27 protein-coding genes are annotated in these 24,432 nt (G+C 66.0%); 15 read left to right on the top strand and 12 right to left on the bottom strand.

Going from position 1 to position 24,432, the window contains the following annotated elements; translation table 11 throughout:
• Window positions 1-20: 20 nt before the first annotated feature.
• From EGD98_RS17250 to EGD98_RS17240, 3 genes are read right to left on the bottom strand one after another with little or no spacing between them, the layout of a single operon-like run.
• Window positions 21-941 (bottom strand): polysaccharide deacetylase family protein, encoded by a 921-nt coding sequence (locus EGD98_RS17250; protein ID WP_220589641.1) that lies wholly within the window; start codon window positions 939-941, stop codon window positions 21-23.
• Entirely contained in the window at window positions 941-2,092 is a 1,152-nt protein-coding gene (locus EGD98_RS17245) for a DegT/DnrJ/EryC1/StrS family aminotransferase (RefSeq protein ID WP_220589640.1), read from the bottom strand. Before EGD98_RS17245 ends, EGD98_RS17250 begins: the two co-directional genes overlap by 1 nt.
• Window positions 2,085-3,158: a polysaccharide biosynthesis protein gene (locus EGD98_RS17240; protein ID WP_220589639.1), complete on the bottom strand. Its 1,074-nt coding sequence runs from the start codon at window positions 3,156-3,158 to the stop codon at window positions 2,085-2,087. The genes EGD98_RS17245 and EGD98_RS17240 overlap by 8 nt, the downstream gene beginning before the upstream one ends.
• 420 nt (window positions 3,159-3,578) lie before the next feature.
• Between EGD98_RS17240 and EGD98_RS17235 the strand changes: the two genes are divergently transcribed.
• Entirely contained in the window at window positions 3,579-4,829 is a 1,251-nt protein-coding gene (locus EGD98_RS17235; protein WP_220589638.1) for a glycosyltransferase family 2 protein, read from the top strand.
• 98 nt (window positions 4,830-4,927) lie between these two features.
• Window positions 4,928-5,434, top strand: a complete 507-nt coding sequence (locus EGD98_RS17230) for an NUDIX hydrolase (RefSeq protein ID WP_220589637.1) — start codon at window positions 4,928-4,930, stop codon at window positions 5,432-5,434.
• 82 nt (window positions 5,435-5,516) lie between these two features.
• Here the strand turns inward: EGD98_RS17230 and EGD98_RS17225 are convergent, their stop codons facing one another.
• On the bottom strand, window positions 5,517-6,461 hold the full coding sequence (locus tag EGD98_RS17225; protein WP_220589636.1) for an NAD-dependent epimerase/dehydratase family protein: 945 nt from the start codon (window positions 6,459-6,461) through the stop codon (window positions 5,517-5,519).
• Window positions 6,462-6,714: 253 nt separating this feature from the next.
• On the opposite strand from EGD98_RS17225, the gene EGD98_RS17220 reads away from it, so the two are divergent.
• From EGD98_RS17220 to EGD98_RS17210, 3 genes are read left to right on the top strand one after another with little or no spacing between them, the layout of a single operon-like run.
• On the top strand, window positions 6,715-7,221 hold the full coding sequence (locus tag EGD98_RS17220) for a hypothetical protein (RefSeq protein ID WP_220589635.1): 507 nt from the start codon (window positions 6,715-6,717) through the stop codon (window positions 7,219-7,221).
• A 39-nt stretch (window positions 7,222-7,260) separates the two neighbouring features.
• Window positions 7,261-7,857, top strand: a complete 597-nt coding sequence (locus tag EGD98_RS17215) for a class I SAM-dependent methyltransferase (protein ID WP_220589634.1) — start codon at window positions 7,261-7,263, stop codon at window positions 7,855-7,857.
• Window positions 7,858-7,898: 41 nt separating this feature from the next.
• Window positions 7,899-8,342: a DUF7992 family protein gene (locus EGD98_RS17210; protein WP_220589633.1), complete on the top strand. Its 444-nt coding sequence runs from the start codon at window positions 7,899-7,901 to the stop codon at window positions 8,340-8,342.
• A 216-nt stretch (window positions 8,343-8,558) separates the two neighbouring features.
• On the opposite strand, the gene mutS is transcribed toward EGD98_RS17210, so the two are convergent.
• Complete coding sequence (gene mutS / locus EGD98_RS17205; RefSeq protein ID WP_220589632.1) at window positions 8,559-11,249, bottom strand: DNA mismatch repair protein MutS; 2,691 nt, start codon at window positions 11,247-11,249, stop codon at window positions 8,559-8,561.
• 182 nt (window positions 11,250-11,431) lie between these two features.
• Here mutS and EGD98_RS17200 point away from each other — a divergent pair, with 182 nt between their 5' ends.
• The 4 genes from EGD98_RS17200 (at window position 11,432) to EGD98_RS17185 (ending at window position 15,187) form a co-directional block, all read left to right on the top strand.
• On the top strand, window positions 11,432-11,944 hold the full coding sequence (locus tag EGD98_RS17200) for an Lrp/AsnC family transcriptional regulator (protein ID WP_220589631.1): 513 nt from the start codon (window positions 11,432-11,434) through the stop codon (window positions 11,942-11,944).
• A gap of 173 nt (window positions 11,945-12,117) precedes the next feature.
• Window positions 12,118-12,486, top strand: a complete 369-nt coding sequence (locus tag EGD98_RS17195; protein WP_220589630.1) for a DUF7344 domain-containing protein — start codon at window positions 12,118-12,120, stop codon at window positions 12,484-12,486.
• A gap of 137 nt (window positions 12,487-12,623) precedes the next feature.
• Window positions 12,624-13,052, top strand: a complete 429-nt coding sequence (locus EGD98_RS17190; RefSeq protein ID WP_220589629.1) for an arsenate-mycothiol transferase ArsC — start codon at window positions 12,624-12,626, stop codon at window positions 13,050-13,052.
• A gap of 110 nt (window positions 13,053-13,162) precedes the next feature.
• Entirely contained in the window at window positions 13,163-15,187 is a 2,025-nt protein-coding gene (locus tag EGD98_RS17185; RefSeq protein WP_220589628.1) for a hypothetical protein, read from the top strand.
• 218 nt (window positions 15,188-15,405) lie between these two features.
• Here the strand turns inward: EGD98_RS17185 and EGD98_RS17180 are convergent, their stop codons facing one another.
• The gene (locus EGD98_RS17180; protein WP_220589627.1) at window positions 15,406-15,855 is read right to left on the bottom strand and encodes a DUF6789 family protein; all 450 of its coding nucleotides are present in this window, start codon (window positions 15,853-15,855) and stop codon (window positions 15,406-15,408) included.
• A gap of 94 nt (window positions 15,856-15,949) precedes the next feature.
• On the opposite strand from EGD98_RS17180, the gene EGD98_RS17175 reads away from it, so the two are divergent.
• Window positions 15,950-16,969, top strand: a complete 1,020-nt coding sequence (locus EGD98_RS17175; protein ID WP_220589626.1) for an AIR synthase family protein — start codon at window positions 15,950-15,952, stop codon at window positions 16,967-16,969.
• Between the two features lie 98 nt (window positions 16,970-17,067).
• Here EGD98_RS17175 and EGD98_RS17170 read toward each other — a convergent pair whose 3' ends face one another.
• A complete protein-coding gene (locus EGD98_RS17170; RefSeq protein WP_220589625.1) occupies window positions 17,068-17,232 on the bottom strand; it encodes a DUF7331 family protein in 165 nt (54 codons plus the stop codon).
• Between the two features lie 189 nt (window positions 17,233-17,421).
• Here EGD98_RS17170 and thiD point away from each other — a divergent pair, with 189 nt between their 5' ends.
• The gene (thiD, locus tag EGD98_RS17165; RefSeq protein WP_220589624.1) at window positions 17,422-18,768 is read left to right on the top strand and encodes a bifunctional hydroxymethylpyrimidine kinase/phosphomethylpyrimidine kinase; all 1,347 of its coding nucleotides are present in this window, start codon (window positions 17,422-17,424) and stop codon (window positions 18,766-18,768) included.
• Between the two features lie 78 nt (window positions 18,769-18,846).
• On the opposite strand, the gene EGD98_RS21075 is transcribed toward thiD, so the two are convergent.
• Both EGD98_RS21075 and EGD98_RS17160 read right to left on the bottom strand, forming a co-directional pair.
• Complete coding sequence (locus tag EGD98_RS21075; RefSeq protein ID WP_268899792.1) at window positions 18,847-18,981, bottom strand: hypothetical protein; 135 nt, start codon at window positions 18,979-18,981, stop codon at window positions 18,847-18,849.
• Window positions 18,982-19,068: 87 nt separating this feature from the next.
• Complete coding sequence (locus tag EGD98_RS17160) at window positions 19,069-19,524, bottom strand: ferritin-like domain-containing protein (RefSeq protein WP_220589623.1); 456 nt, start codon at window positions 19,522-19,524, stop codon at window positions 19,069-19,071.
• Between the two features lie 126 nt (window positions 19,525-19,650).
• Between EGD98_RS17160 and EGD98_RS17155 the strand changes: the two genes are divergently transcribed.
• Window positions 19,651-20,406 carry a hypothetical protein gene (locus EGD98_RS17155; RefSeq protein ID WP_220589622.1) on the top strand — a complete coding sequence of 252 codons (756 nt, stop codon included), beginning with the start codon at window positions 19,651-19,653 and terminating at the stop codon, window positions 20,404-20,406.
• 76 nt (window positions 20,407-20,482) lie between these two features.
• On the top strand, window positions 20,483-21,118 hold the full coding sequence (locus EGD98_RS17150) for a DsbA family oxidoreductase (protein WP_220589621.1): 636 nt from the start codon (window positions 20,483-20,485) through the stop codon (window positions 21,116-21,118).
• A gap of 9 nt (window positions 21,119-21,127) precedes the next feature.
• Here EGD98_RS17150 and EGD98_RS17145 read toward each other — a convergent pair whose 3' ends face one another.
• On the bottom strand, window positions 21,128-21,313 hold the full coding sequence (locus EGD98_RS17145) for a hypothetical protein (protein ID WP_220589620.1): 186 nt from the start codon (window positions 21,311-21,313) through the stop codon (window positions 21,128-21,130).
• A gap of 196 nt (window positions 21,314-21,509) precedes the next feature.
• On the opposite strand from EGD98_RS17145, the gene EGD98_RS17140 reads away from it, so the two are divergent.
• Together EGD98_RS17140 and EGD98_RS17135 are read left to right on the top strand one after the other, a co-directional pair.
• A complete protein-coding gene (locus EGD98_RS17140) occupies window positions 21,510-22,598 on the top strand; it encodes a sulfite exporter TauE/SafE family protein (RefSeq protein ID WP_220589619.1) in 1,089 nt (362 codons plus the stop codon).
• Window positions 22,599-22,649: 51 nt separating this feature from the next.
• On the top strand, window positions 22,650-23,087 hold the full coding sequence (locus tag EGD98_RS17135; RefSeq protein WP_220589618.1) for a universal stress protein: 438 nt from the start codon (window positions 22,650-22,652) through the stop codon (window positions 23,085-23,087).
• Here the strand turns inward: EGD98_RS17135 and EGD98_RS17130 are convergent.
• On the bottom strand, window positions 23,062-23,850 hold the full coding sequence (locus EGD98_RS17130; RefSeq protein ID WP_236039588.1) for a DUF7847 domain-containing protein: 789 nt from the start codon (window positions 23,848-23,850) through the stop codon (window positions 23,062-23,064). The two genes, EGD98_RS17135 and EGD98_RS17130, sit on opposite strands and share 26 nt — an antisense overlap.
• 57 nt (window positions 23,851-23,907) lie before the next feature.
• Window positions 23,908-24,231, bottom strand: coding sequence for a thioredoxin family protein (locus EGD98_RS17125; RefSeq protein WP_220589617.1), 324 nt, complete (start codon window positions 24,229-24,231; stop codon window positions 23,908-23,910).
• Window positions 24,232-24,432 lie beyond the last annotated feature (201 nt).

Here is a 24,432-nt window from a genome sequence, read left to right as displayed (position 1 = left end):
CGAATATAACTGTTCTCCGGCTACGGCAGGGAGAACGTCGCGTCGCCGTGCTCGACGTTCGCACAGTCCCGCCGTGAGAGTGTCAGTGGGGTCTCCCGGAACTCGGTCGCATCGGCGTCGCCATCGACTGTGGTGAACGCGCCGGTAAATCCCGCGTCGGAGACGAGCTCGACCGTCCGGTCGGTGTACGACTCCGCGCCCCCGTAGGGGTACGCGAACAGGTCGACGGGCTCCCCGAGCAGCGCCGACAGCTGTCGCCGCGACGCCCGTATCTCCCATCGCTGTGCGGCGGTGGGGAGGTCCGACAACACCGGATGCGTGACCGTGTGTGCGCCGATAGTCATGCCCGCCTCCGAGAGGTCGCGCAGCTGTGACGCCGAGAGGTAGAGCTCCGAGACGTCCGTCTGGGCAGCCGGGAACTGCCCTTCGAGGCGGTCGAGCACGCCGGAAACGGAGTGGTCCGGGACCGCGCGGTTGAGCAGATGCTTGAACTGGCGAACGCTATCGGCAGTATCTCGGCCCTCGTACATGCTCCGGACGTCGCCCAGAAGGTCGATATCCGCCGCCTCGAGGATTTCATCCAGCGCATCCAGCAGTTCGGGGCCGGGATACTCGCTGACGAGCGAGTGAATCCGCTGGACGGGCAGCCGGCGTCCGTACACTAGCGGTGCCGTGGGAACGAAGAACACCCCCCAGAGTCCCCGCTCGCGAAGTTCGGGGAGGACCCACTCGTGATGGTCGGCGAGTCCGTCGTCGAAGGTCAACACGATACCGTCTGTCGGGGGCGACTGCTCCCCCCGGAGACAGCGACGGAACGTCGCTTCCGAGAGCATGGTGAACTCGTCCCGGAGATAGTCGAGCTGGGCACGGAAATCCCCGATGTCGAGGTGATAGTACCCCGACGGCGGCCGGGGCGTCTCGCCCCGGACGTAGTGATACATCACCGCCCGCATGCGTCCAGTGCCTCTTCGAGCGCGGTCACGATGCGGTCCCGCTCGTGGCGCGAGAGGGACGGATGCATCGGCAGGGAGAGCACCTGTTCGGAGATGGCCTCGGTCCGGGGGAGCTCCCCCGCCGTGTAGCCGTACTGGTCCCGGTAGTACTGCGTGAGATGGACCGGGTCGAAATACACCTTCGAAGCGATTCCCCGCTCGGCCAGCTCGTCGATGACCCTGTCCCGGTCGATGGCCGGGTCGAAGCGAACGGTGTACAGCTGGTAGACGTTCCGGCCGTCGGGTGGTTCGGCCGGCGGGTGGACGTGGTCGAGGGTAGCGAGGCGGTCGTTCAGGTCCGTCGCTACCTCCCGGCGCCGCGCGACGATGTCGTCGATACGCTCTATCTGGGCGACCCCGATGCCAGCGACCACGTCCGGCATGCGGAGGTTGAAGCCAAGCGAAACGTACTCGCCGGTGTCGGCGCTGTCGAAGTACTCTCCCGACACGCGGCCGTGTGACCGGAACTGTTCGAGACGCGCGGCCAGTTCGTCGTCGTCCGTCACGACGGCCCCGCCCTCGCCCGTCGTGATGACCTTGTTCTGACAGAAACTCAGGACGCCCGCGTCGCCGGCGGTGCCGACCGGGGCTCCGTTCACTGTTGCGCCCTGTGCCTCGGCCGCGTCCTCGATGAGGGTGAGGTCGTGGTCCCTGGCCAGCTCACGCAGCGCCTCGATACGGCAGGGGATGCCGGCGTAGTGTATCGGCATGATCGCGGCCGTCGAGTCCGTGATGCGGTCGGCAACGTCGTCGGGGTCGAGTGCGTACCGGTCCCGGTCTATCTCCGCGAACACCGGCGTCGCACCGACCGCCTCGACGGCGTTGGCGGTCGCGATAAACGTAAACGACGGGACGATGACCTCGTCGCCGGGGCCGATATCACACCCCTCCAGCGCGCCGACGAGCGCGCTGGTCCCCGAGTTGAACACGACAGCGTGCTCGACGCCCATCGTCTCGGCCAGCAGCGATTCGAACTCGTCGACGTACGGGCCGTTCGCCCAGTAGCTGCCCCGCGTGATCGAATCGACCGCGTTACCGACCTCCTCGGCGGTCCAGTCGATACGGAACAGCGGGACGGGGTCGACCGACCCCTCAGTCATGCTGGGGGACGGCCGATAGCCGCGTAGTCGTGCTCGTGTTGGCCGATTCGATGTTCTCGGTCTCCTGGAGCAGCTGCCGGATCTCCTCGTGACCGAGCGGAGTCGGCTTATTCGAGGACAGGCCGTCCATCAGCTGCTCGCGAGTCTCGTCGGCAACCTCCGGCCCGGCATCCGAGGCCGGCGGATGGACCACGTATTCGCCGTTGCTGCGGACAGTTCTGTGAGCTTCGTCCTGGCTCACCAGAATCTCGTGCAGTCGTTCACCGGGACGCCGACCGGTCTTCTCGACGTTGACTCTCCCGGACTCTGGCGCATGGTCGGCATATATCTCTGTCATTACCTCCGCCAGGTCCTCGATACGGATCGTATCGAGCTCCGGAATGTACGTCACACCGCTCGGACTGTCCCCGATGTGGTCGACTATAAACGCAGCGGCGTCCGTCTTCGTGATAACGAACCGGGTCATCCGTTCGTCCGTCAGCGTCACCGGCCCGCCGTTCTCAATCTGCTCGAGAAAGACCGGCACGACGGACCCTGACGACCCGAGCACGTTCCCCAGTCTGACCGAGCCAAACGACGGCCCGTCGGGGCCGGATCGCCTGTCGGCCGTGAGTGTCACGCGTTCCGCGAGCATCTTGCTCGCACCCATCACCGACGATGGATTCGTCGCCTTGTCCGTACTCACCGTCAGCACAGATTCGACGCCATGGCGCTTGGCGAGTTTGATGACGTTTTTCGTCCCCTCGACGTTGGTCTTGACACTCTCGTAAGGTTGCCGTTCGCACTGTGGCACCTGTTTGAGAGCTGCCGCGTGAACGATGTGGTCAGCGTTCCGGACGGCAGTGTCCAGTCGCTCGATGTCCCGCACGTCCCCGAGTTCGAACTCGACCGATGAGCCAGCCCTGTCGAACGACGCTCGCTGTTCGAACACCCGTCGTTCGTCGTTATCGAAAACGGATACCTCACAGGAAATAGGCGATTGCAACAGATAATCGACGACCGCTGAACCGACTGAGCCACAGCCGCCAGTGACAAGGACTGACTCCCCCCTGCGTACTAGCCCCATATACGAATTGTTTGTTCCAGCCCATGTAGATAATCATTTCGGTTGGGGTTAGATGTAAAAATAGTCATACTCTCTGTACCGACTGAGACGGACCACGAGTGAAGACCAGACAAGTTATCACCGTAGGGACACCACAGCGACGGTTATCGTCGTAACTTATAGGTAGCGAGGATTGTTTTCTGAAATTTGACAATAAAAACACATTATATCAATATAGCAGCTGCAAACAAGTATAATCGTCCGGCAAGAACCCATCCATTAATTTTAAGTCGGAGCTAAGTTGATATATAATAGATAGCAAGCCAATTCATATGGGGAATCGGCACAAACAACAGCAGGGGAGGGGCAGTACCTCGCCACGCCCTCGAATGGGGGTCATCAGGTTACAGGCGGTGTAGTATGTCGGGCAACTCAAATCAAATGGGTAACAGTGTGCAAACTAGCGAACAACACCAGTTGGACAGTACGGAAACAGCGGAACTCGAGTCACAGAGAGAGCTTTCAGCGGACGAGCTGCTCGTGGGGGCCGACAGTACCCAGTCGCCGGCCCTCACGGTCATCATGCCGACCCTCAACGAGGAGGAGGGTATCACGGAGTGTATCGAGCGCATCAAGACGGCGGTCGTCGAGATGCAGGTCTCCACCGAGATAATTATCAGCGACAGCTCCACCGACCGGACGCCGGAAATCGCACGTGAGATGGGTGCCATCGTCGTCGAGCCCGACGTCGGTGGGTACGGCAGTGCGTACAAGTACGCCTTCGAACGTGCTCGTGGAGATTACATCGCGATCGGCGACGCAGACACGACGTACGACTTCGAGGAACTCCCGAAGCTCATCAGGTTAGCGACGAAGGACGACGTCGACATGACGATGGGGAGCCGACTCGAGGGTGATATCAAGCCCGGCGCGATGCCGTCGCTCCACCAGTACATCGGGAATCCGCTCCTGACGCGGTTCCTGAACACCTTCTACGATGCCGGTGTCAGCGACGCCCACAGCGGGATGCGCGTCATCGACCGGGAGGCACTGGAGGAACTGGAACTCAAGACGACCGGCATGGAGTTCGCCAGCGAGATGATCATGGACGCGGCGGCAAAGGACATGACCATCGAGGAGCGGCCCATCACCTACCACGAACGGGAAGGGGAAGCGACGCTCGATAGCTTCCAGGACGGGTGGCGCCACGTTCGGTTCATGCTGGTGAACGCGCCAGGGTATCTCTTCACCGCGCCCGCGACCCTGTTCGTGTTGCTCGGGGCTGCCGTCATGGGGCTCTCGCTGGGCGGCGTCCAGCTCGGCCCCGTGACGTTCGGGTTGCAGACGATGGTCGCCGGGAGTCTCGCGACGCTCGTCGGCTACCAGATCGGGGCGCTGGCGATATTCAGTTCCGTCGCGACGAACCCCATCCGGGAGCCGTCGGACCCGATTACGAACCTCGTCCGGGACCGCCTGTCGCTCGAAAAAGGTGCAGCGATGGGACTGGTGGTGCTCGGTCTCGGCCTCGTGATGCTGAGTTTCGGGTTCATCGCCTGGATGCTGGACGGGAGTGGTGCGCTCCCCTCCCCGTCGGTGAATCTGCTCGCTGCGACGATCACGCTACTCGGGGTGACAACTGTCTTCAGTTCGTTCTTCCTCGGAACGATCAAACGAGCGAAACGGGCCGGGTAGTCAGATAGACCCCAATTTCACACCCTCACCGACAGGACGGCTGCCCGCGGTGCGAACCAATCGAGCGGTGAGGAGTACACAGGTAGCACACAGTTACGATGACCGCTAATTCACGAATCACGGGCGCCGTTTCGGCGTCTGCCGTACAGATGGGAGGGACCGGTGAGAACGACCGAGACATACCCAGCGACGGTCGGGGCGCGGCGAGAGTACGAACGGGTGTGAAGGCGCTCGTGTCGAGTTCGGAGAAGGTGTTGCTCCTTCGTGAACACCACTGTGATGGACGGGCGTTCTGGACACTTCCCGGTGGTGGCGTCCATCGCGGCGAGAAACCAGAGCGGGCACTGCACCGAGAGCTCACCGAGGAGTTACAGTGTGGCGCGGTTGTCGGGACCGCTATCGACTGGTACGCGTACGCACACGCTTCCACGCCAGACCTGCTGTCGGTGTACACCGTGTACGACTGCGCGGTCGTCGAACGGCCGGCTCCGAACGCGACGGAGGGCATCGACCAGTGCCGGTGGGTGCGACCGGACTCGCTCCCGCCACGGACGTTGTCACAGGTGCGCTCCGTTGTATCGGGCGCTCACGCACCACCCCGGTAGTCGGCTTATAGGCATCCCACGGTCCCGGGTAAGTGTGTACACCGGACCGCTGTGAAACGCTTCGGACGTGTGAGCGGTGACGTCAGTTCGGCGGTGACGTCGATTGCTGCTCCGTGTACTGTCGGCAGACCCGCTCGATACCCGTCTGGAAGTCTATCTGTGGGGTCCAGCCCGTCGCCTCCTGTATCTTCGTCGCGTCGGCACAGGTATCGTGGACGTAGACGTCTTCCGGAATCGGGTTCTCGACGTACGCCGGCGCGACGTCAGTCCCGAGCTCGTCGTTGATCATCTCGACGACGGTGTTGAAACTGTAGCGTTCCCCCGTACCGAGGTTGTAGATACCGGTCAGTTCGTGTTCGGCTGTCTGTTCGATGCCCCGGACGATATCCGAGACGTGCGTGAAGTCGCGGGTCTGTTCACCGTCGCCGTAGAGTTTGGGTCGGGTACCGTGGGCGATGTCATCGGCGAACTGCGCGATGACGTTCGCGTATTCGCCCTTGTGTTCTTCGGCGCCCCCGTAGCCCTGGTAGACGGAAAAGAACCGGAGCCCCGCCATATTCATGTCGTAGTGGTTCGCGAAGTACTCGCCGTAGCGTTCACGGGCGAGTTTGGAGGCCTCGTAGCCGGTGTTCGTCTCGACGGGCATATCCTCTGGCGACGGTTCCGTGCGGCTTCCGTAGATGGACGACGTCGTCGCGTAGACGACGGTGTCACAGCCGTCCTGTCGGGCCTGGTCGACGGTGTTGACGAACCCCTCGACGTTGACGCGAGCACCCTTCGTGGGGTCGTCCTCGTGCATCGCGTAGGACGACAGTGCCGCCAGGTGGACGACGACATCGACGTCCGTCGGCAGGTCGTCGTCGAGGACGCTCTGATTCCGGTACTCCACGTCGTCGTTCAGATTCTCCGGCGTGCCAAGATAGCCGCTGTCGACGGCGATGACATCGTTGTCATCTGCGAGCGTATTCGCGAAGTTCGATCCGATGAACCCGGCACCGCCCGTGACTAGAATCCGCTTGTCTAACATGCCTCATCTATCGAGGTATGCTTACATTACCTTGTTGATTTAATTTAGACTTTCAATGATTATATTTTCTAGAGTGTACGAGGGGCGGACGAACAGCCGCGTGCCCACCAATCGACCCAGCCGCCGCGACCGCGGCGGCGCGTGAGTGTGCCACTGACAGCAGCCCGCCGGGCCACCGTATCCGCTGTTCGTGGCGAGCCGTTCCGAACGAGATCCCCCCAACAGTTAGACGCTACCGGGCCCTAGTAGAGGTATGAGTCTCGACAGCGTCTTCGGGCAGGTGCCAGACCCCAGTTCCTACTCCTTTCCCGACTACGCACTGCCCCAGGGCGAGCCCGTCCGCCCGGTTGCCGTGACCGAGGCCGAACTCGACTCGCTTCTGGACCTCTACGAGCGGTTCGCCGCCGTCGACCCGACCGGCATCGACTCCAACCCGTTCCTGCGGGCGACCAGCGACTTTCTCGAGCAGACGTTCGGAACGACGCTGGAGCGCCCGGACGAGCGGCTCCACGACGACATCGCGACCTTGCTCTCGGATTTCGCCGAGGACCTCGGTGATGACTCGCTGGGCGTCGTCGACGTGACGTCGGCCCACTTCCGGACGCTCTATTTTTTCCTGACGAGCTGCAAGGCCTACCACGTCGCGCCCCACATCCAGTTTTCGCCAGACGAGGACGCCGTCGAGACGCTGTACGAGCTGTACCGGCGCGTCGTCGACCAGGAGTTCTACCTGAAACGGCCCCGGTCGGTGCTGGAGTAGCTGGCAAGCACTGATACGCCCGGCGCCCCGAGCCCGAGCATGGACAGAAACGACGTCCGCCGCGCCTGGGACGACGTGGCCGAGACATACGCGACCCGCCGGGACCCTGACGGCTCCGACGCCGACCTCGTCGAGGACCTGCTGGCCGAGTTGCCGAGCGACCCCACCGTGCTGGACGTGGGCTGTGGCGATGGCGCCCGCACACTGGCGAACCTCCCCGCCGGCGCGGTCGGGCTGGACTTCTCCCGGCGCGGGCTGGAACTGGCCGCCGACACCGTCCCCGACGCCCGCCTCGTCCAGGGCGACATGACCGCCCTCCCGGTGGCCGACGACAGCGTCGACGGTATCACCGCGTACCACGCCGTGTTCCACGTCCCCCGGGAGCGCCACCCCGAGGTGTACCGGGAGTTCGCCCGCGTACTCCGTCCGGGTGGCGTCGTCCTCATGACCCTGCCAAGCGGCGACTTCGAGACGGTCCGGCGCGGGTGGATGGGCGGCTCGATGTTCTTCTCGGCGCCCGGGCGCCGGGCGACGCTGGACCAGCTCGAAGCCGCCGGCTTCGAGGAAGTCTGGACCGCGACGGCCGACGACCCGCTGGGCAGTTCGACGGAGTTTGCGTTCGCCCGGCTGGGATGAGGCCCCAAGCGCATATACAGTTAGAAAACCAACATTTCTGCATGACGCTCGAAGTGTCAGTCCCCGACCCGCCCGCCCAGTCCGAGGGCGCGCCCGGCATGGGGTACAACGACGTCGAACCGCCCGAAGCCGACGCCAGCGACGACTACCACCGGGACGATATCGAAGCGGCGCTTGCCGCCGGCGCGTGGGTCGACGGGTTCGAGGCGTGGGCGGCCCAGACGGAACTCGAAGAGAGCGAGTTCAGGCTGCTAGAGCGCCACGGCCTCGTCGACGGACTCGACTTCTTCTGGGACCCCGCCAGCGAGGCGGTCGCGTACCACGCCCCGACCCTGTCCGACGACGCGCGCGAGGCGCTGCACGGGAACGCTGCCGACGTCGTCGATGCAGAACTGAAGTCCCTGGGAGAACACGTCTCGGAGACGCTGTCCGAGGCGTACCTCGTCCGGGAGGACGGGCGGGTGCGGTTCGTCACCGAGGAGTAGCGAGGGCGACCGAAGCGAGCCCTCGACGGAGCGGCGAACGCGCGGCGCTACGCGCCGCGATGGCGAGCGGCTGCGCCGCGAGCCCACACGGAGCTGTGGAGTAACGAGCCGTCGAACAGCGAGGGACCGACGAACGTGGAGAGCGGACCGCGTAGCGCCGCGACCACCCGTCGTACTCGACGCGCATACTGTTCCCGATGGGGTATCCGGTGTGAGTTACGTCTCGTCCAGTTCCGCTTGCCACTCCTGGACTTTCGCCATCAGCTCGACGGGCGGCGTCTCGTTGACGTCGAGTTCGCTGAGTTCTTCGAGTACGTCCTCGGTCGCCGGGTCGAGCTGGTCAGCGGCGCCGTCCGTCGCAACCGGGTCGGTCTCGTCGCTCCCGCCGTCCGCGCTGGCACCGTCGAACTGTCCCGACGAGAGGTCGAAGACGGCCTGTGTCGTCCCCTCCTCGCCGCTGTCGGCCCCCCGAACTTCGATGGCCTTGTCGTCGCGCAGGCGGTCCAGCACCTCCCGCGAGCGGTCGACGACCGGTTCGGGGACGCCGGCCAGGTCGGCGACGTGAACCCCATACGAACGGTTCGTCGGCCCCTCGCGGACAGTCCGCATGAACGTGACGTCGCCGTCGCGCTCGTCGGCCGCGACGTGGACGTTTTGCACGTTCGACAGGGACTCCCCGAGCGACGTTAGCTCGTGGTAGTGAGTCGCAAAGAGGGTCTTTGCGTGTATCCGCGTCGAGATGTATTCGACGGCCGCCCACGCGATGGAGATGCCGTCGAACGTCGCGGTCCCGCGCCCGACCTCGTCTAGGATTATCAGCGAGTCCGCCGTGGCGGAGTGCAGAATATTGGACAGCTCCTGCATCTCGACCATGAACGTCGAGCGCCCCTGGGCGAGTTCGTCCAGCGCGCCCACGCGCGTATAGATGCCGTCGACCAGTCCCACTGTCGCCGACCGGGCCGGGACGAAACTGCCGGTCTGGGCTAGCAGCGTGATGAGCGCCGTCTGGCGCATATACGTCGACTTCCCGCTCATGTTCGGGCCGGTGACGACGAGGAAATCCCGGTCGTCGGGGCGCATCTGGAGGTCGTTGGGGACGAACTCGGTGGTCTGCTCGACGACGGGGTGGCGGCCGGCCTCGATATCGAGGGTCCCGTCGTCGGTCAGCTCGGGCCGGGTCCAGTCGTTCTCGACGGCGTGGACCGAAAGCGACGCCAGGCAGTCGACCTCCGCCAGCGCCCGGCCCACGTCCTGCAACAGGGGCGCGCGGTCGGCGACCCGCTCGCGCAGTCGCTCGAACAGCTCGTGTTCCATGTCGTGGCGACGCTCCTCCAGTCGAAGCACGTCCCGCTCGCGCTCGTCGAGTTCGGGGATGGTGTACCGTTTCGAGTTCTTGAGCGTCTTTATCTCCTCGTAGGCGTCGGGGACCTGGTCCGTCTCGCTTTTCCCGACCTGGATGTAATAGCCGTCAGTCTTGTTGCGGTCGACCGAGAGGTGGGTGATACCGGTCTTTTGCTTCTCGTGGTCGGGCAGCGTCTCCAGCCACTCCAGGGCCGCCTCGTGTTCGTCGATGAGTTCGTCGAGGTCGTCGTCGTACCCCCGGCGGAAGAGCCCGCCCTGGGTGACGGTGCCGGGCGGGTCCTCGACGAGTGCGGCGTCGAGTTCCGCAGCGAGGGCGGCCGCCCCCTCGCGGTCTACGGTCGAAAGGACGTCCGCGAGTGGTGAGTCGGCCAGCCGCTCGGTCTCTGCGACGGCGTCGGCGACTTCGGACAGCAGGACGAGCGTGTCCCGGACCGCCCGCAAGTCACGTGCGTCGGCACTGCCTGAGGTGGCCCGCGCCGCGAGCCGTTCGAGGTCGTACCCGTCGGCGAGTGTCTCCCGAATCGCCTCGCGGGCCATCGCCTCGCGAGTCAGCGCCGCCACGGCGGACTGTCGCCGGACGAGTTCACCCCGCTCGCGTCGGGGTCGCTGGAGCCAGCGTTTCAGCAGCCGGCCGCCCGCGGCGGTGACGGTGTGGTCGACGGTCGAAAAGAGCGAGCCCGCACTGTCGCCCTGCATCGTCTCGGTGAGTTCGAGGTTGCGCTGGGTGGTCGCGTCGAGCGAGACGTGTTCGCGGGCGCCGTAGGCCTGTAGACGAGTGACGGCCGCGAGCGTCCCGACGCCGGTCTCCTCGACGTAGGACAGCACCGCGCCGGCGGCCGCGATGGCCGCGTCGTCGTCCGCGATACCGACGCTTTCGAGCGTCTCGGCGCCGAACTGCTCGCGGACCCGGTGGCGCGCCCGGCCCGGCGCGAACGACTCCGTCGCGTGCAGCGAGACGGCCGCGTCGGAGCGCTCGTCGAGTGTCGCCAGGAACTCGTCGTCGTTCCTGAGTTCGGGGCCCGGCAGTACTTCGGCGGGCGAGAAGGTGTACAGCTCGGTCAGCACCGCGCTCACGTCGGCGTCGTCTAGCTGGGTGACCTGGAACCGACCCGTCGTCACGTCGGCGACCGCGAGGCCGTAGGTGTCCCCCTCGCTACCACGGCCCCCGTCGTGGCGAACGACGGCGGCGAGATGCTGGGCGCTGGCGTCGCCGGTCGCCAGATGCGTTCCCGGCGTCACCACGCGGGTTATCTCGCGGGCGTGGCCGTCGGCGGTCTCGTGCTGGTCGGCGACGGCGACCCGGTAGCCCCGTTCGACCAGCGCGGAGACGTAGGGGGTCAGGTCGTCCACGGGGACGCCGGCCATCGGGTACTTCGAGCCGTGGGAGGACTTCTGGCTCACCTTCAGGTCCAGCTCGTCGGCCACCAGCTCGGCGTCGTCGGCGAAGAACTCGTAGAAGTCACCGCACTGCATCGCGAGGATGTCGGCGTCGGTTTCGTCCTTGAGCGCGAGGAACTCACCGACGATACCCGTCGCCTCTGTCATACTCACCCGTGTGGTCGTCCCCGGCGTAAGGATTGCGGGTGCGGGACGTCGGCGCCACGGGGGAGATAACGGACACACAGCGCACCGCGTCGCGGTGCGGATTCGACGCGCCGACCCTGTCGCCGGGGCCGCCGTTCCTGTCAATCAAGCTATTGAACTGACACGTCCCCGTACGGGACAGTATGGCCGAGGACCCACTCAACAATCTCGACCGGCGCATCCTCCACTTGCTCCAGGTCGACGCCCGCGGTGCCACGGATACGAATATCGCGTCGGAGACCGACGTAACCGGGACGACCGTCCACAATCGCATCGAGCAACTCGAAGAGGAGGGAATCATCCTCGGGTACAACCCCGAAATCAACTACGAGCGGGCCGGATATCCCATGCGCGTCCTCTTTATCTGTTCGACCGAACTCTCCGAGCGGTCGGAGATGGCACAGAAGGCACTCGAGGTCAGGGGCGTGGTCAACGTCCGGGAGATGCTGGCCGGAGAAGAGAACCTCCACGTCGAGGTCGTAGCCGAATCGACGTCCGACGTCAAGGAGAGCACCCAGCAGCTGGACGAACTCGGCTTGCGCACCATCACCAGCAATATTCTGGCAGAAGAACACGTCCAGCCGTGGAACCACTTCCACCAGGAGATGGCAGGCGAGCCCGACTCGCTCCCGGACGACGACAGCACCGAGGGGTGACAACCCCCGGAGCGAGAACGGATTGATATGCTGAAATTTTTTCAGCGAGAACTGGGTGCTTGCGCGACATCCGCTCGGGAAACGCAACCGTAATACATACTTTTCACAGAATTTTCAAATATGTAATATTACAGTCAAGCAGACATTATAACGCTGCGGGCCGTCAGTCGAGTATGGCAGCGCTGAACACATCACGACTAACCGAGACGTTCGAGGTACTGGTACATCCACACCGGCGCTACGTGCTGTACCATCTGGCCTGCAACTCCGGGGCCACCGGCACCGATGCGCTCGCAGCCGCGATCGCCAGGTGGAACGTGGAGTCGGGTGCTGACCGGACGACCAGCATCGACACGATCAGGATAGCCCTGTATCACAGCCACCTCCCGAAGCTCGCAGACGCCGGCTTCATCACTGTCGACCGAAACAGCGATGCAGTCGAGCTCGAGGACAGTGACACCCTCGACAGTTTTCTCGGGGACGCGGCGTCCATCGACGAGTGTGCCCACCTGTCGCTGTCGGCCGGGGCCGACAGGAACTAGCGGTACCGACCAGTCGTACAGCCATCGGGGCGGTGCCGGGCGACTCCCGGCTCACGAACCACAAATAGTCCTACATAGCGGTATAGAGACGCCAGGGCACCGAAAACACCATTTACGTGGTCGTCGGAGTGCGACCAATGACAGACCCGTTCCGCGTCGCCTTCGTCTGTGTACAAAATGCCGGCCGCTCCCAGATGTCGACCGCCTTCGCCGAGCGCGAGGTCGAAGAGCGCGAGCTCGGCGACCACGTCGAGGTCGTCACTGGCGGGACCGACCCCGCAGACCACGTCCACGAGGAAGTGGTCGAGATAATGCGGGAACTCGACGTCGACCTCTCGGACCGGACGCCGCGTTCGGTCTCGACCGAGGAACTGTTGGCGTGTGACCTCGTGGTGACGATGGGCTGTTCGACGCTGGAGTTAGACGCCGACGTCGAGGTCCGGGACTGGGCGCTCGACGACCCCGACGGGCAGGACCTCGATGCGGTTCGGGAGATTCGCGACGATATCCGCGACCGTGTCGGCGACGTGTTCGACGACATCGCGGCGCGACTGGAGCGCGCTTGAGGCGGCCGACCGTCGCCCCACCGGCGTTTAGAAATCCGAACGCGGTTCCGGTGTGACAGCCGAGCGAACGGCGGCCAAGTATATTACCGGCGAGCCGTAAGCGGTCCATAATGCGCAGGACGGACCGCGGGTGGGCCGCCGGAGCGTTCACACTGCTTCTCGTCGTGTCGATGACTGGCGCCGCCGTCGCGAGCGGGACCGGGCAGGTCGGGACCACGCTGGCGACGGACGCCGACCTGGCGACCGGCAACGCGACACAGACCGACGACGCCATCGTCCGGACGGGCACGTACGCGCTGACGCCCGACCGGCCGGGGGAAGTGCGGGTAACGCTCAGTTACCGGCTGCCCGACCGGGTGCGGTCGCTGCGGGCCTCGCTCGTCGACGAGGGGACGGTCACCGACACGGACGGGTTCAACCGCGTCAACGATACGACCTACAAATGGGACGAGTCGACGTCGAACCCGAGTATCACGCTCAGATTCAATCCGAACGAGACCACCAGCAAGACCGGCCCGGAAGCGGCCGACGGTCGGTATATCTTCGCCGATACCGGGGAATGGGCGCTGCTCAGGCAGTTCCGGACATCCACTGGATACAGCTACACCGGGTCTCAGCCGGGCGTGGACCGACGGACGCGGACGGCCGGCTCGGGCGCAGTCGGCGACCGCATGGTGTTCCTCGGCGAGGTGTCGACCGTCGAACGGAGCCAGAACGGCCAGACGTTCCGACTGGTGGTCCCCGAGGCGGCAGACCTGGACGAACCCCCCGAGGCCATCCTTGACTCGCTGACCAACGCCTCGCAGTCGCTGCGAATCGGCGACCGGGACGAGACAGTCGTCGCCTTTGCGGCGCCGACCGACCGACTCGAGTGGGGCGTGCGGGGACTGGCCACCGGCGAGTCGGAGTTCTGGGTCAGGGACTTCGAACGGCTCGATGAACCGTCGAACGTCTGGCTCCACGAGTACGTCCACACGCGACAGGCGTTCCGGACCACGACCGAGACGCGCTGGCTCACCGAGGCGACGGCCCAGTACTACGCCGCGGAGCTGACCCTCGAACAGGAGCGTATCGGCTTCGACGAGTACCGCCGCTATCTCGCCAGCGGCGAGCGCTCGACCTACGACGACGTCGTGCTCTCGAACCCGTCGACGTGGACGGTCAACGCGAACTACATCAAGGGGGCGCTGGCGGCGGGGCGAGTCGACCTGGCGCTGCGGGCGGCGACGAACCGCTCGGGGACACTCGAAGTGGTGGTACGGGAACTAAACAGCAGGGAGTCGCCGGTGACGCAGGCCGAGTTCCTCGAGGCCGTCGAGACCGCCGGCGGGGCCGAGCCACGGGCGACGGCCGTCGAGATATCGGAGACCAGCGAGCCCCTCTCGATGTGGGACCAGCGGACCCAGTCACGGCTGTTCAAGACGGTCCCGGCACAGGTCGGCTACGCGCTCCCGGATACCGCCGACGGCTACCGGGCGAGCGGGCCCTACCGGAACGGCACCGTCTCGGCGACGCCGGTCCGGCTGGCGACCGGGGAGACGCTGACGGTCGATACCGTCGTCAGCAACACAGGCGGCGCGTCGGGCGAGTACGACGCCACGCTGACCGTCGACGGGAGCGTCGTCACGTCGGCGACCGGAGAGATAGACGCGGAGAGCGAGCGGACGGTCCCGCTCGCACACACCTTCGAGCGGGCCGGCGAGTACACCGTCGGCGTGGGCGAGGAGACGGTGACGGTCGTCGTCGAGGAGCCCGCCGAGCCGACCGTCAGCGAGGTCAGCGTGGACCGCGGGAAGTTCCAGGTGGGCCAGCAGGCGACCGTCACAGCGACAGTGAGCAACGACGCGGCGGTCCCCGCGAACGGCACCGTCGCGTTCACGCGGGACAGCGAGACGGTCACCGAGCGGACGGTGACGCTTGCGCCGGGCGACATGACCGAGGTGTCGGTCAGCGTCGCGTTGCCGACGGCCGGGACGGTGCGACTCGGTGCGGGGGCCGCCGACCCGGTCTCGGTAACCGTCGTCGCGCCGACCAGCGACGGTCCGGCGAGGACGAGCGAGGGCAGCGGGCCGGGCTTTACCGCCGGCCTGGTCGTGGTCGCGGCCCTGCTGGCGCTGCTGGCGCGTCGGCGATGAGCACGAAAAAGGGGACGGCCTGGAACCTCACCGCGCGAGTCGGCCGTTGATTATCCGGTCGATGATACGCTCGGGAGCGGGCGCGCGTTCACGGTCGTCGTCTTCGTCCGGAAATTCGTGTGCTGGCATCGGTGACCTCCGAGCGTGCTAGTGCGTGGCCACGGAAAAGTTGTTAGCTTGCATAAAATTTCGGCCGGGAGCCCCGACCGTGAACTCGGTCACGGGACATCGCTGACAGCGTCGTCGCTGGCGGTCGTGTGTGTCGCGAGTTCGGCGTAGACGGCACCCATCGAGAAGCCATAGACCAGATGCGCCACGAGCGTGGCTGCGAGATAGACCAGCAGGAGCGCACCGGCAAGGTCACCCCGCCCGATGACGGCGAAGCCGAGCCAGAGCACGGTGCCGAGCAACGTCCCGGCGACTGCGGGGTCCAGCGAGAGCGGGACGTACCGCTCGAGGCTCAAAAAGAGCAGCGGCCAGCCGAAGGTGCCGACCATCACGTAGATGGCAAAGCCAAGTACCGGGTCACCGGGCACACGGACGAACCGCGCGATAGCGTCGAAGACGCCGAGTCCGTACCGGACCTCGACCTCGAGAATCGTCAGGACGACCGACATCGCCGCCGTCCCGACGAACCCACCGACGATGGCGCTGGTAGTTCTATTCATACGTTGACAGTTCGTCGATAGCGGTGAAAAATCCACCCCCGGACTGAGAAAGGGCACAGGCACGATTTTGTACCATCCGGGAATATCACCACGTATGCCCGAACTCGGAAAGGTCGACCGCGACTTCTTCGACGAGTACATCTATCCGAACCTCGGCGCCGAGCGCGAGGACGTCCCGCTCGGCCCGCAACACGGGGTCGACTTCGGCGTTATCGACGTCGGCGAGCGGGCCGTCGCGATGGCCAGCGACCCTGTCTTCGTGATGCCGTCGCTCGGGTTCGAGCGCGCCGCCTGGTTTGCCTTCCACATCCTGATGAGCGACGTCGCCGTCTCCGGACTCCCGCCGACGCATCTGTCCATCGACTTCAACCTCCCGCCCGAAATCACGAACGAGGAGTTCCAGACGGTGTGGGAGACCTTCGACGAAGAGGCCCGTGAACTGGGCGTCTCGGTCGTCACGGGCCACACCGGCCGGTACGCAGGCTGTAACTACCCGATGGTCGGTGGCGCGACGGCCGTCTCGGTCGGCGACTTCGCCGAGCTCGTCCGGCCCGACGGCGCGAGCGTCGGCGACCGCATCGTCGTCACGAAAGGCCCCGCTATCGAGGCGACGGGGCTGCTTTCCATCCAGTTCGAGTCGCTCATGGCCGAGCAGTTGGACGCCGCGACCGTCGCGGACGCGACCGACCGCTTCTACGACATGAGCCCTGTCAGGGACGCCCTGACGGCGGCCGCGGCGGGGCCGGTGACGGCGATGCACGACGCGACCGAGTGTGGCATCTACGGCGGACTCTACGAGATGGCCCGCGCGGCCGGCGTCGGCATCGAACTGGAGACCGACCGCGTCCCGGTCCAGCCCGGGGTCCGGGAGGCCTGTGACTTCTTCGACATCGACCCGTGGATATCCATCAGCGAGGGGACCCTGCTCGCGGCGGTCGAGCCCGAGGGCGTCGACGACGTGCTCACAGCACTCGAATCGGAGGGGATTCCGGCGGCCGACGCCGGGGAAGTCGTCGAGGGCTCCGGGCTGGTCGTCGACGGCGAGCCGACCGACCACCCCGGCGTGGACCCCTTCTGGGGGACCTTCGAGGAGTACCTGGGAAAGCTCGAGTAAGGGGGCGAAAACCACGACCGCGACCGTCGACCTCGTGACGGCGCGGGCGCGCAATCGGTGATAGCTGTCGGTTCGAGCTGGTGAGCGAGAGGGGAGAACTAGGCGCTTGTCCGCTCGGAGGTGGGGCCTACTTCGACGGCGTAGTCGGACTGGAGCCACGCCTCGGGGTTGTCCGTATCGTAGACGACAACGTCGCCGTCGCCGGTCGTGAAAGCGCCGTACTGCTCGTCTGCTTGCTGCGTATTACTGGGGGCCGATGCCATTGTGCAGGTGATGGTTGGGCAGTTCTACCGTATAAGCCTTTCCCGGGTGTCGTATGAAGTATTATTAGCATACTAGGATGGTGCGCATATTGCCGGTTTATTCCCGGTTCGGGGACGAGTACGTACGGCTTTACGGCGACGATGGCGGGAGTCGGCACTGCTTTGGGGCCGCCCGCCGACCCCCCGGCTATGCAACGGACGGAGTCGCCGGTAGCGCCACCGGTCGTGCTCACCATCGCGGGGAGTGACTCGGGCGGCGGGGCCGGCATCCAGGCCGACCTGAAGACCATCGAGGCCGGCGGGGCCTTCGGGACCAGCGCCATCACGAGCGTCACGGCACAGAACACGACGGGGGTCCAGGGGAGCCACCTCCTGCCGACCGACGACATCGCGGCCCAGATACGCGCCGTCCGCGAGGACTTCGACGTCGCGGCGGTCAAGACCGGGATGCTCGCCACCAGCGAGGTCATCGAGCTCGTCGCGGAGCGCGCAGCCGACCTCCCGAACCTCGTCGTCGACCCGGTGATGGTGGCGACGTCGGGCGACCGCCTGCTGGCCGCCGAGGCCGAGGACGCCTACGAGGCCCTCGTCGCCGAGGCGGCGGTAGTCACACCCAACGCCGACGAAGCTGAAGTACTGACAGGCCGAGCCATCGACGACCCCGAAGACGCGGCCGCGGCGGGACAGGACCTCGTGGCGATGGGCGCCGACGCCGCCCTGGTCAAGGGCGGGCACGTCGCCGGCGACGATATCGTCGACGTGCTAGTGACCGACGACGCCGTGGGGACCTACCGCCACGACCGGGTCGACACCGACGCGACCCACGGGTCGGGCTGTACGCTCTCGGCGGCCATCGCGACCCGGCTGGCCCGCGGCGACGACCTCGGCGACGCGGTCGCAAGGGGTATCGACCTCCTCGCTCGGGCAGTCCGCTACAACTTAGACGTCGGCGAGGGGCCGGGCGCAGTCCACCACACGGTCGAACTGCGCGACACAGCCGCCCGCGAAGAGACGAGCGAGGCCGTCGAGAGCGTCGCCGCGGCGCTGACCGAGAACAAGCTCGCCCCGCTGGTCCCCGAATCGGGGATGGCCGTCGCGGGCGCGACTCCCCACGCGGAGCGGCCCGACGAGGTGGCTGCCGTCGACGGGCGCATCACGCTGACGATGGCCGGGCCCCGGCCGAACCACGGCGTCCGCTTCGGTGCGGAACCGGAGCTGGCTCGCTTCCTGCTGGCGGTGCGGGAAGCGGAGCCGTCCAGTCGGTTCGCGGTCACCTGCCGGCTGTCCGACGACGCCGAGAGCGCGGTCGCGACCCTCGACGGTCCCGTCGTGACCGTGGCCGACGGCGAGCGGGAAGCCGAGGCCACGCCCGAAGCGCTGGTCGAGCAAGCGCTCGACGGGCACGACGACGCGCCGGTAGCCATCGTCGACCCCGGCGCGGTCGGCGTGGCGGGGCAGGTAGTGGTGCTTGCCGACGGCGCCGCCACGGTCGTCGAGCGGGTCGAGACAGTGCTGAACGCAGTCCAACAGGGCTAGACCCGACGGTCGCTGGGCGGAGTATAGCTGCGTCGAAGAATCTCCCGGACGGTCAAAAAAGCGCGACCGAGTCGCGCCTTACAGCCCCGAGCTGAGCCGGACCTCGTCGTCTGTTACGTGTTCGACCTGGTCCTCGTTGAGCGCGTAGTGTTCCTCGTCAGCGTCTGTCCAGCCCAGTGTCGACAGTATAGATAGTGCGAGGCGAAAACCCACGGCTTTAGCCGTGGGTAGCTCAAATCCGTCCAACCGACGGCGGGCCGAGCTTACCGAAGCCGCAGCCGGGCGGCCACACGGCGGCAGTCAGTCGCTGCGGTACTCGGTGCGGAAGCCACGGAACTCCGTCCGGTGAGCCTCCTCGTCGGCAAGAATCGTCACTGCCAGGTCTTCGGTGACGGGGTCGTCGGCGTCCTCGGCGGCATGGACGAGGTCGCGGTACGTCTCGATGGCGTCGTTTTCGGCGTCGAGGACGCCCTCGATGACGGAGAAGACGTCGGTCGAGTCCTCGGGGGGCTGCAGCGAGTCCTGCCGGGCGACGAACTCGGCCGACCCAGGCGGCTGGGCCTCCAGCTGTTTCAGGCGCTGGCCGAGCATCTCGGCGTGGCCCAACTCCTCCTGGATATCCGTCTGGAGACTCTCCTTTATCTCCTCTGCGCGGACGCCGTCGAGGACGATCGCGTTCGTCTGGTAGTTCATCACGGTCTCTATCTCGTCGCTGTACGCCTTGCGAAGCAGTTCGATGACCTGGTCGCTCGCCATACTCCTGTTTGTTCTCTCACACGTATACATACACGGGCACTGACAGGAGAGTAGGGAAGTCGTACGCCGTCCCGGCGTCAGGCACCGGACAGTAATATCGGTTAATCTATACTATCCGAAAAGGTAATGCTCGCCATCCACCGTGTGTCGGGTATCACACCCGACCCGTGGCCCGAACAGGCGGCGGCCGACCCCCGGCTCGACGAGGCGACCATCGCGCGTGTGGGCGGCGTCGTCCTCGTCGGCGTCCTCCACGACCATCCCGCGAGCATCTACCGGACCCGGACGGTGGTCGAGGCGGTCGCCCCCGACGTGCTCGCGCTCGAACTGCCGCCCCTCGCGGTGCCATTGGCGGCCCACCACGCCGACGACGAGCAGACGCCACCGGCGCTGGGCGGGGAGATGAGCGCCGCGGTCCAGGCGGCCGACACCGACCGCGTCGTCGGTATCGACGGCCCCTCCGTGGACTTTCTGCGCTATCTCGCCGCCGAACTGTACGCCGAGCGGGCCGCCCCGACTACTGTTCGCCGGACGGCCGCGGCGCTCCGGTCGGTCACCTCGCGGGCCGTCAGGCGGCGGGTCACAGCCGCTATCGCGGCACTGACCGCGGTGCAGGTCACTGTCGACCCGCCCACGACGTACGACACCGGTCACAGGGACGACCCGGACACGCAGGCCGACGAGGAGCGGCGCCGTATCGACACCGCTCAGGCGATGTTGCAGGCCTTTAGCTCGCCGCCGGCGGCCGCGATTCGCCGGGCGGCCCGCGAGCGGTACATGGCCGACCGGCTGGCGGCACTCGCCGGTGCCGGGGCTGTCGTCGCCGTCGTCGGACAGGCCCACCTCGACGCCGTCGCCGGCCACCTGCGCGACGGCACGTGACCAGACGGCGAGTGGGTGTGCACAGCTTGCGCACGACCGACGCCTGTTCTTGCCGGTCGAGCGGATACGAGGCTGTATGAGTGAACAACAGGCGAGCGAGCGGATAACGGTCTACTCTGACTACGTCTGCCCGTTCTGTTATCTCGGCCGGGCATCACTGGACCAGTACCAGGCGAACCGCGAGGCGCCCCTCGAAATCGACTGGCACCCCTTCGACCTCCGGAGCGGACAGCGCCGCGCGGACGGCACCATCGACCACAGCGTCGACACCGGGAAAGACGACGAGTACTACGAGGAGGCCAAGCAGGGCGTCCGGCGGCTCCAGGAGAAATACGGCGTGGAGATGGACCTCGAGATAGCCACCGACGTCGACTCCCTGCCGGCCCAGATCGTCTCCTACGCGCTCAAAGAGAGCGAGGACTACGAGACGTGGCTCGCCTTCGACGAGGCCGTCCTCGACGCGCTCTGGCGGGACGGGCGCGACATCGGGGACGCCGACGTGCTGGCCGACATCGCCGACTCGGTCGGTGTCGACCACGAGCGCGTCCACGACATCCTTGCGGACGAGGCCCACCGCGAGGCTGTCCACGAGCAGTTCCAGCGCGCACAGCAACAGGGTGTCACCGGTGTCCCGACGTTCGCCTACGACGGCCACGCCGCTCGCGGTGCGGTGCCACCCGAGCAACTGGAACGGCTGGTCGACGGCGTATAAAAGGAGTTCTTACTGCCCGCGACGGCCGGTTCGCGCGTCGACGCGCATCTCGACGTAGCGACGGTTCCACGTGTCGAGGTGGGTGCGTATCGACCGCAGTACGCTCGCGAACGCGCCGTCCGTCGGGGCCGGGTCGACCGCCTCTGTCTCGTCGTACGACTGCTCCGCCGCAGTTGGCCCTTCGGGATAGCTCATTACGATACACACTACCACACCTGCAATAATAAATATTAGGGATTTGTGTCCGCGCACGCGGGCCACAAAAGTAATCTACGGGTAACGTGGATTACGTATTATCCCGATTACGGGCGGTTCTACACGAATCATCGCAATAGATGGGAGATAGAACAACGATTTTATACTGCAATTCCCAACACAGGATTCACGCTCAATGACCACGTCGTCATCGTCCGACAGCATTCAGAAGGCCTTCCTGAAGTACCAGCACGTATTCGTGTTCCTCGCGCCACTGCTGTTTATCGTGTCTGTGTACTTCCTGGCCCCGACAAGCGGCTCCGGCACCGGCTACTGGCTGGAATACTGGTGGCTCTTTTTCTTCTTCCTCCTCGGAGCGACTATCGTCAACACCGTCGGTATCAGCGGGTCCGCGCTCTTTGTCCCCTTCCTCATCTTCATCTTTCCCCTGCTCGCCGGCGAGACGCTGGACTCCCAGACGCTCGTGAAAATCGGCCTCATCAGCGAGTCCTTCGGCCTCTCTTCCTCCGCGCTGGCGTTCGTCCAGTACGGGCTCGTCGACCGGAAGCTGGCGCTCAGTCTGGTGCTGGGAGCCGTCCCCTTCGTGGTCGCCGGCGCCCTGCTCTCCTTTGTCATCCCCGCCCCGGTGTTCCACGCGCTGCTCGGACTGGCGCTCATCGCCGCCTCCGTCCTCCTGTTCAAGGCCGACCTGGGCCACGAGGAGCCCGGTGAGGCCAGCAGCGAGGAGGCGGAAGTCTCAGCTGACGGCGGGCCCGAACTGCCCGACGACAGTGACAAGCTCGGCCCGGCCGGCGTCGAGACGGCCGAGGACGGTACGGTCACCCGGGTCGACCGCGAGGGCGACGACTACAGCTACTCGCGGGCCGGCTGGCTCGAACGCTTCGGGAACTACAGCATCGGCGGCGTCTTCCAGGGACTGGCCGGTTTCGGCGTCGGCGAGCTGGGCATCATCTCGATGCTCCGAACGAACGTCCCGGTGCGGATTGCCATCGGCACCAACCACATCGTCGTCGCACTCACTGCGGTGCTGGCCTCGCTGGTCCACGTCTTCGGCGGCGCCGTGGTCCCCGGCGGCCACAGTCTCGATCTGGCCTCGACGCCGTGGAACATGGTCGTCTGGACGGTGCCGGCGACGGTCACGGGCGGCCAGATTGCCCCCTACGTCTCGGCGGCCATCGACACGGAGCTCATCAAGAAGGGCGTCGGCATCCTCTTCGGGATTATCGCGGTCGCGCTGTTCCTGATGGCCTCGGGCGCGGTCTGAAGCGGGCACTGTGCCCAAGCTGTTTACTCCGTCGACGTTCTCTGCCCTGCTATGTACGACGACATCCTGCTCCCGACCGACGGCAGCGACGGTATCGCACAGGCTGCGACACACGCCGAAGCCATCGCACAGCGGTTCGACGCCACCGTCCACGTGCTCTCGGTGGTCGACACGCGCAACCGTTTCGAGAGCCCGGCCAGCGGCCTCTCGTCTGAGGCCTGGAAGGAGGCAGAGGGCGAGCGGGCAGACCACGCCATCGAGACGACGGTCGCGGCGCTGGGAGACGGCGTGGCCGTCGAGACCGACGTCATCGAGGGCGTCCCGAAGACGGCCATCCTCGAGTACGTCGACGAGGAGGGGATGGACATAGTCGTGATGGGCACCCACGGCCGGACCGGGCTGGACCACTACCTCATCGGTAGCGTCGCCGAGAAGGTCGTCCGCCGGTCGCCGGTGCCGGTCGTCACGGTCCGGCTGACCGACGATTAGGCTGGCGTCGAGGCCGTCTCGCCAGCCGGGGTCGACCCGGACCCGTCGTCGCTCGCCCCGCGGAGCTGGTCGAACGCCGCGGCGATAACGGCAAGGGAAAACAGCGAGGCCGGCGACTGGATGGCGGCGAGCGAGAGCTGTCCGAGTGCGGGCGGCAAGAGCAGTCCCGCGACCACCCCGCCGACGGCGCCAACCCCCCGGACACGCCGACGACGACGAGCAAGAGCACCCCCAGCATGAGCCAGTTACCTTTGCTCAGGCGGTAGCTCGACCGCAGGGCGTCGACGAAGTTCCGGTCCTCGACGGCGACGTAGGGGAGCATAAACAGGAACGCGATGTAGGCCAGAAGTCCGGGGACGACGAGCAGGAGGGAGCCGACAGCCACGGCCAGCCCGTACACCAGCCCGCCCACGACGACGTTCGCGATAGCCAGCGGGACGTTCCGGGTAAAGGCCCCCGAGGGGAACTGACCCCCGTCGCCGGCGACGAACGTCCGGACGGCGACGACGGAGAGATACGAGCCCACGAGGACGCCCAGCAGGTAGCCACCGACGGCGACCGACAGCGGGACGTCGAGCACCAGCGGTATCACCTCGGCCGGCTCGGTGAGCCCGACCCGCTCGTAGATGCGGACCAGCATCGTGTTGCTGAGCGGCAAGAGCGCGGCCGTCAGGGCGATGTACGCGGCAAGCAGTATCGCGCCGGTACGACTGAGCAGTTGCGCCCCGGCCGAGCGGAGAACGGGGCCAATCTGGAGGGACATCACCCGAGGACTACGGCGAATACCGTGAAAACGTTTGGCCACGCCTGTGAGACACTCTCAGTCGCTGGCCGCGAACGCGGTGAGGTCCTCGCTCGGCACGAAGCCGTCGGCCCGGCGGTCGACCAGCTCGCCGTCGACGAACAGGAGGAAGGTGGGGACGCTTCGCACGGCGAAGTCGGCCACGGCGTCGAGGTCCGTTCGGGGGTTGAACTCGACGACGGTCGCGTCGGTCGTGCGGTCGACGCCGTCGAGAATCGGCGACATCGACTTGCAGATGGTACAGCCGGCGGTGCGGACCATCACCAGCACCCGCTCGTGGTCGGCCAGCAGCGTATCGAGCTGCTCGCGGGTGTCGACTGTGCGTACGCCGTCGCTCGTCATGGACGCCCTACGGAGCCGACGGACAAAAGGCCTCGCCGGCCCGCACGCGCCGCCGGCGCTGGGCACCGTGCGTGCTATCGGCGCCTCGTGGCACTGGCAGGCTACCGCGTTGTGATACCGCCGGGCGACCGTCGATACCGTACGGATAGACGGTGTCGAGGAGGCGCCCGACGGCGTCGAGACGCTACGCACGCCAGCGAT

Source organism: Haloarcula salinisoli (assembly GCF_019599405.1).
GTDB lineage: Archaea > Halobacteriota > Halobacteria > Halobacteriales > Haloarculaceae > Haloarcula > Haloarcula salinisoli.
The sequence above is the reverse complement of the archived record's forward strand: the minus strand, read 5'-3'. Positions and strand labels throughout refer to the sequence as shown.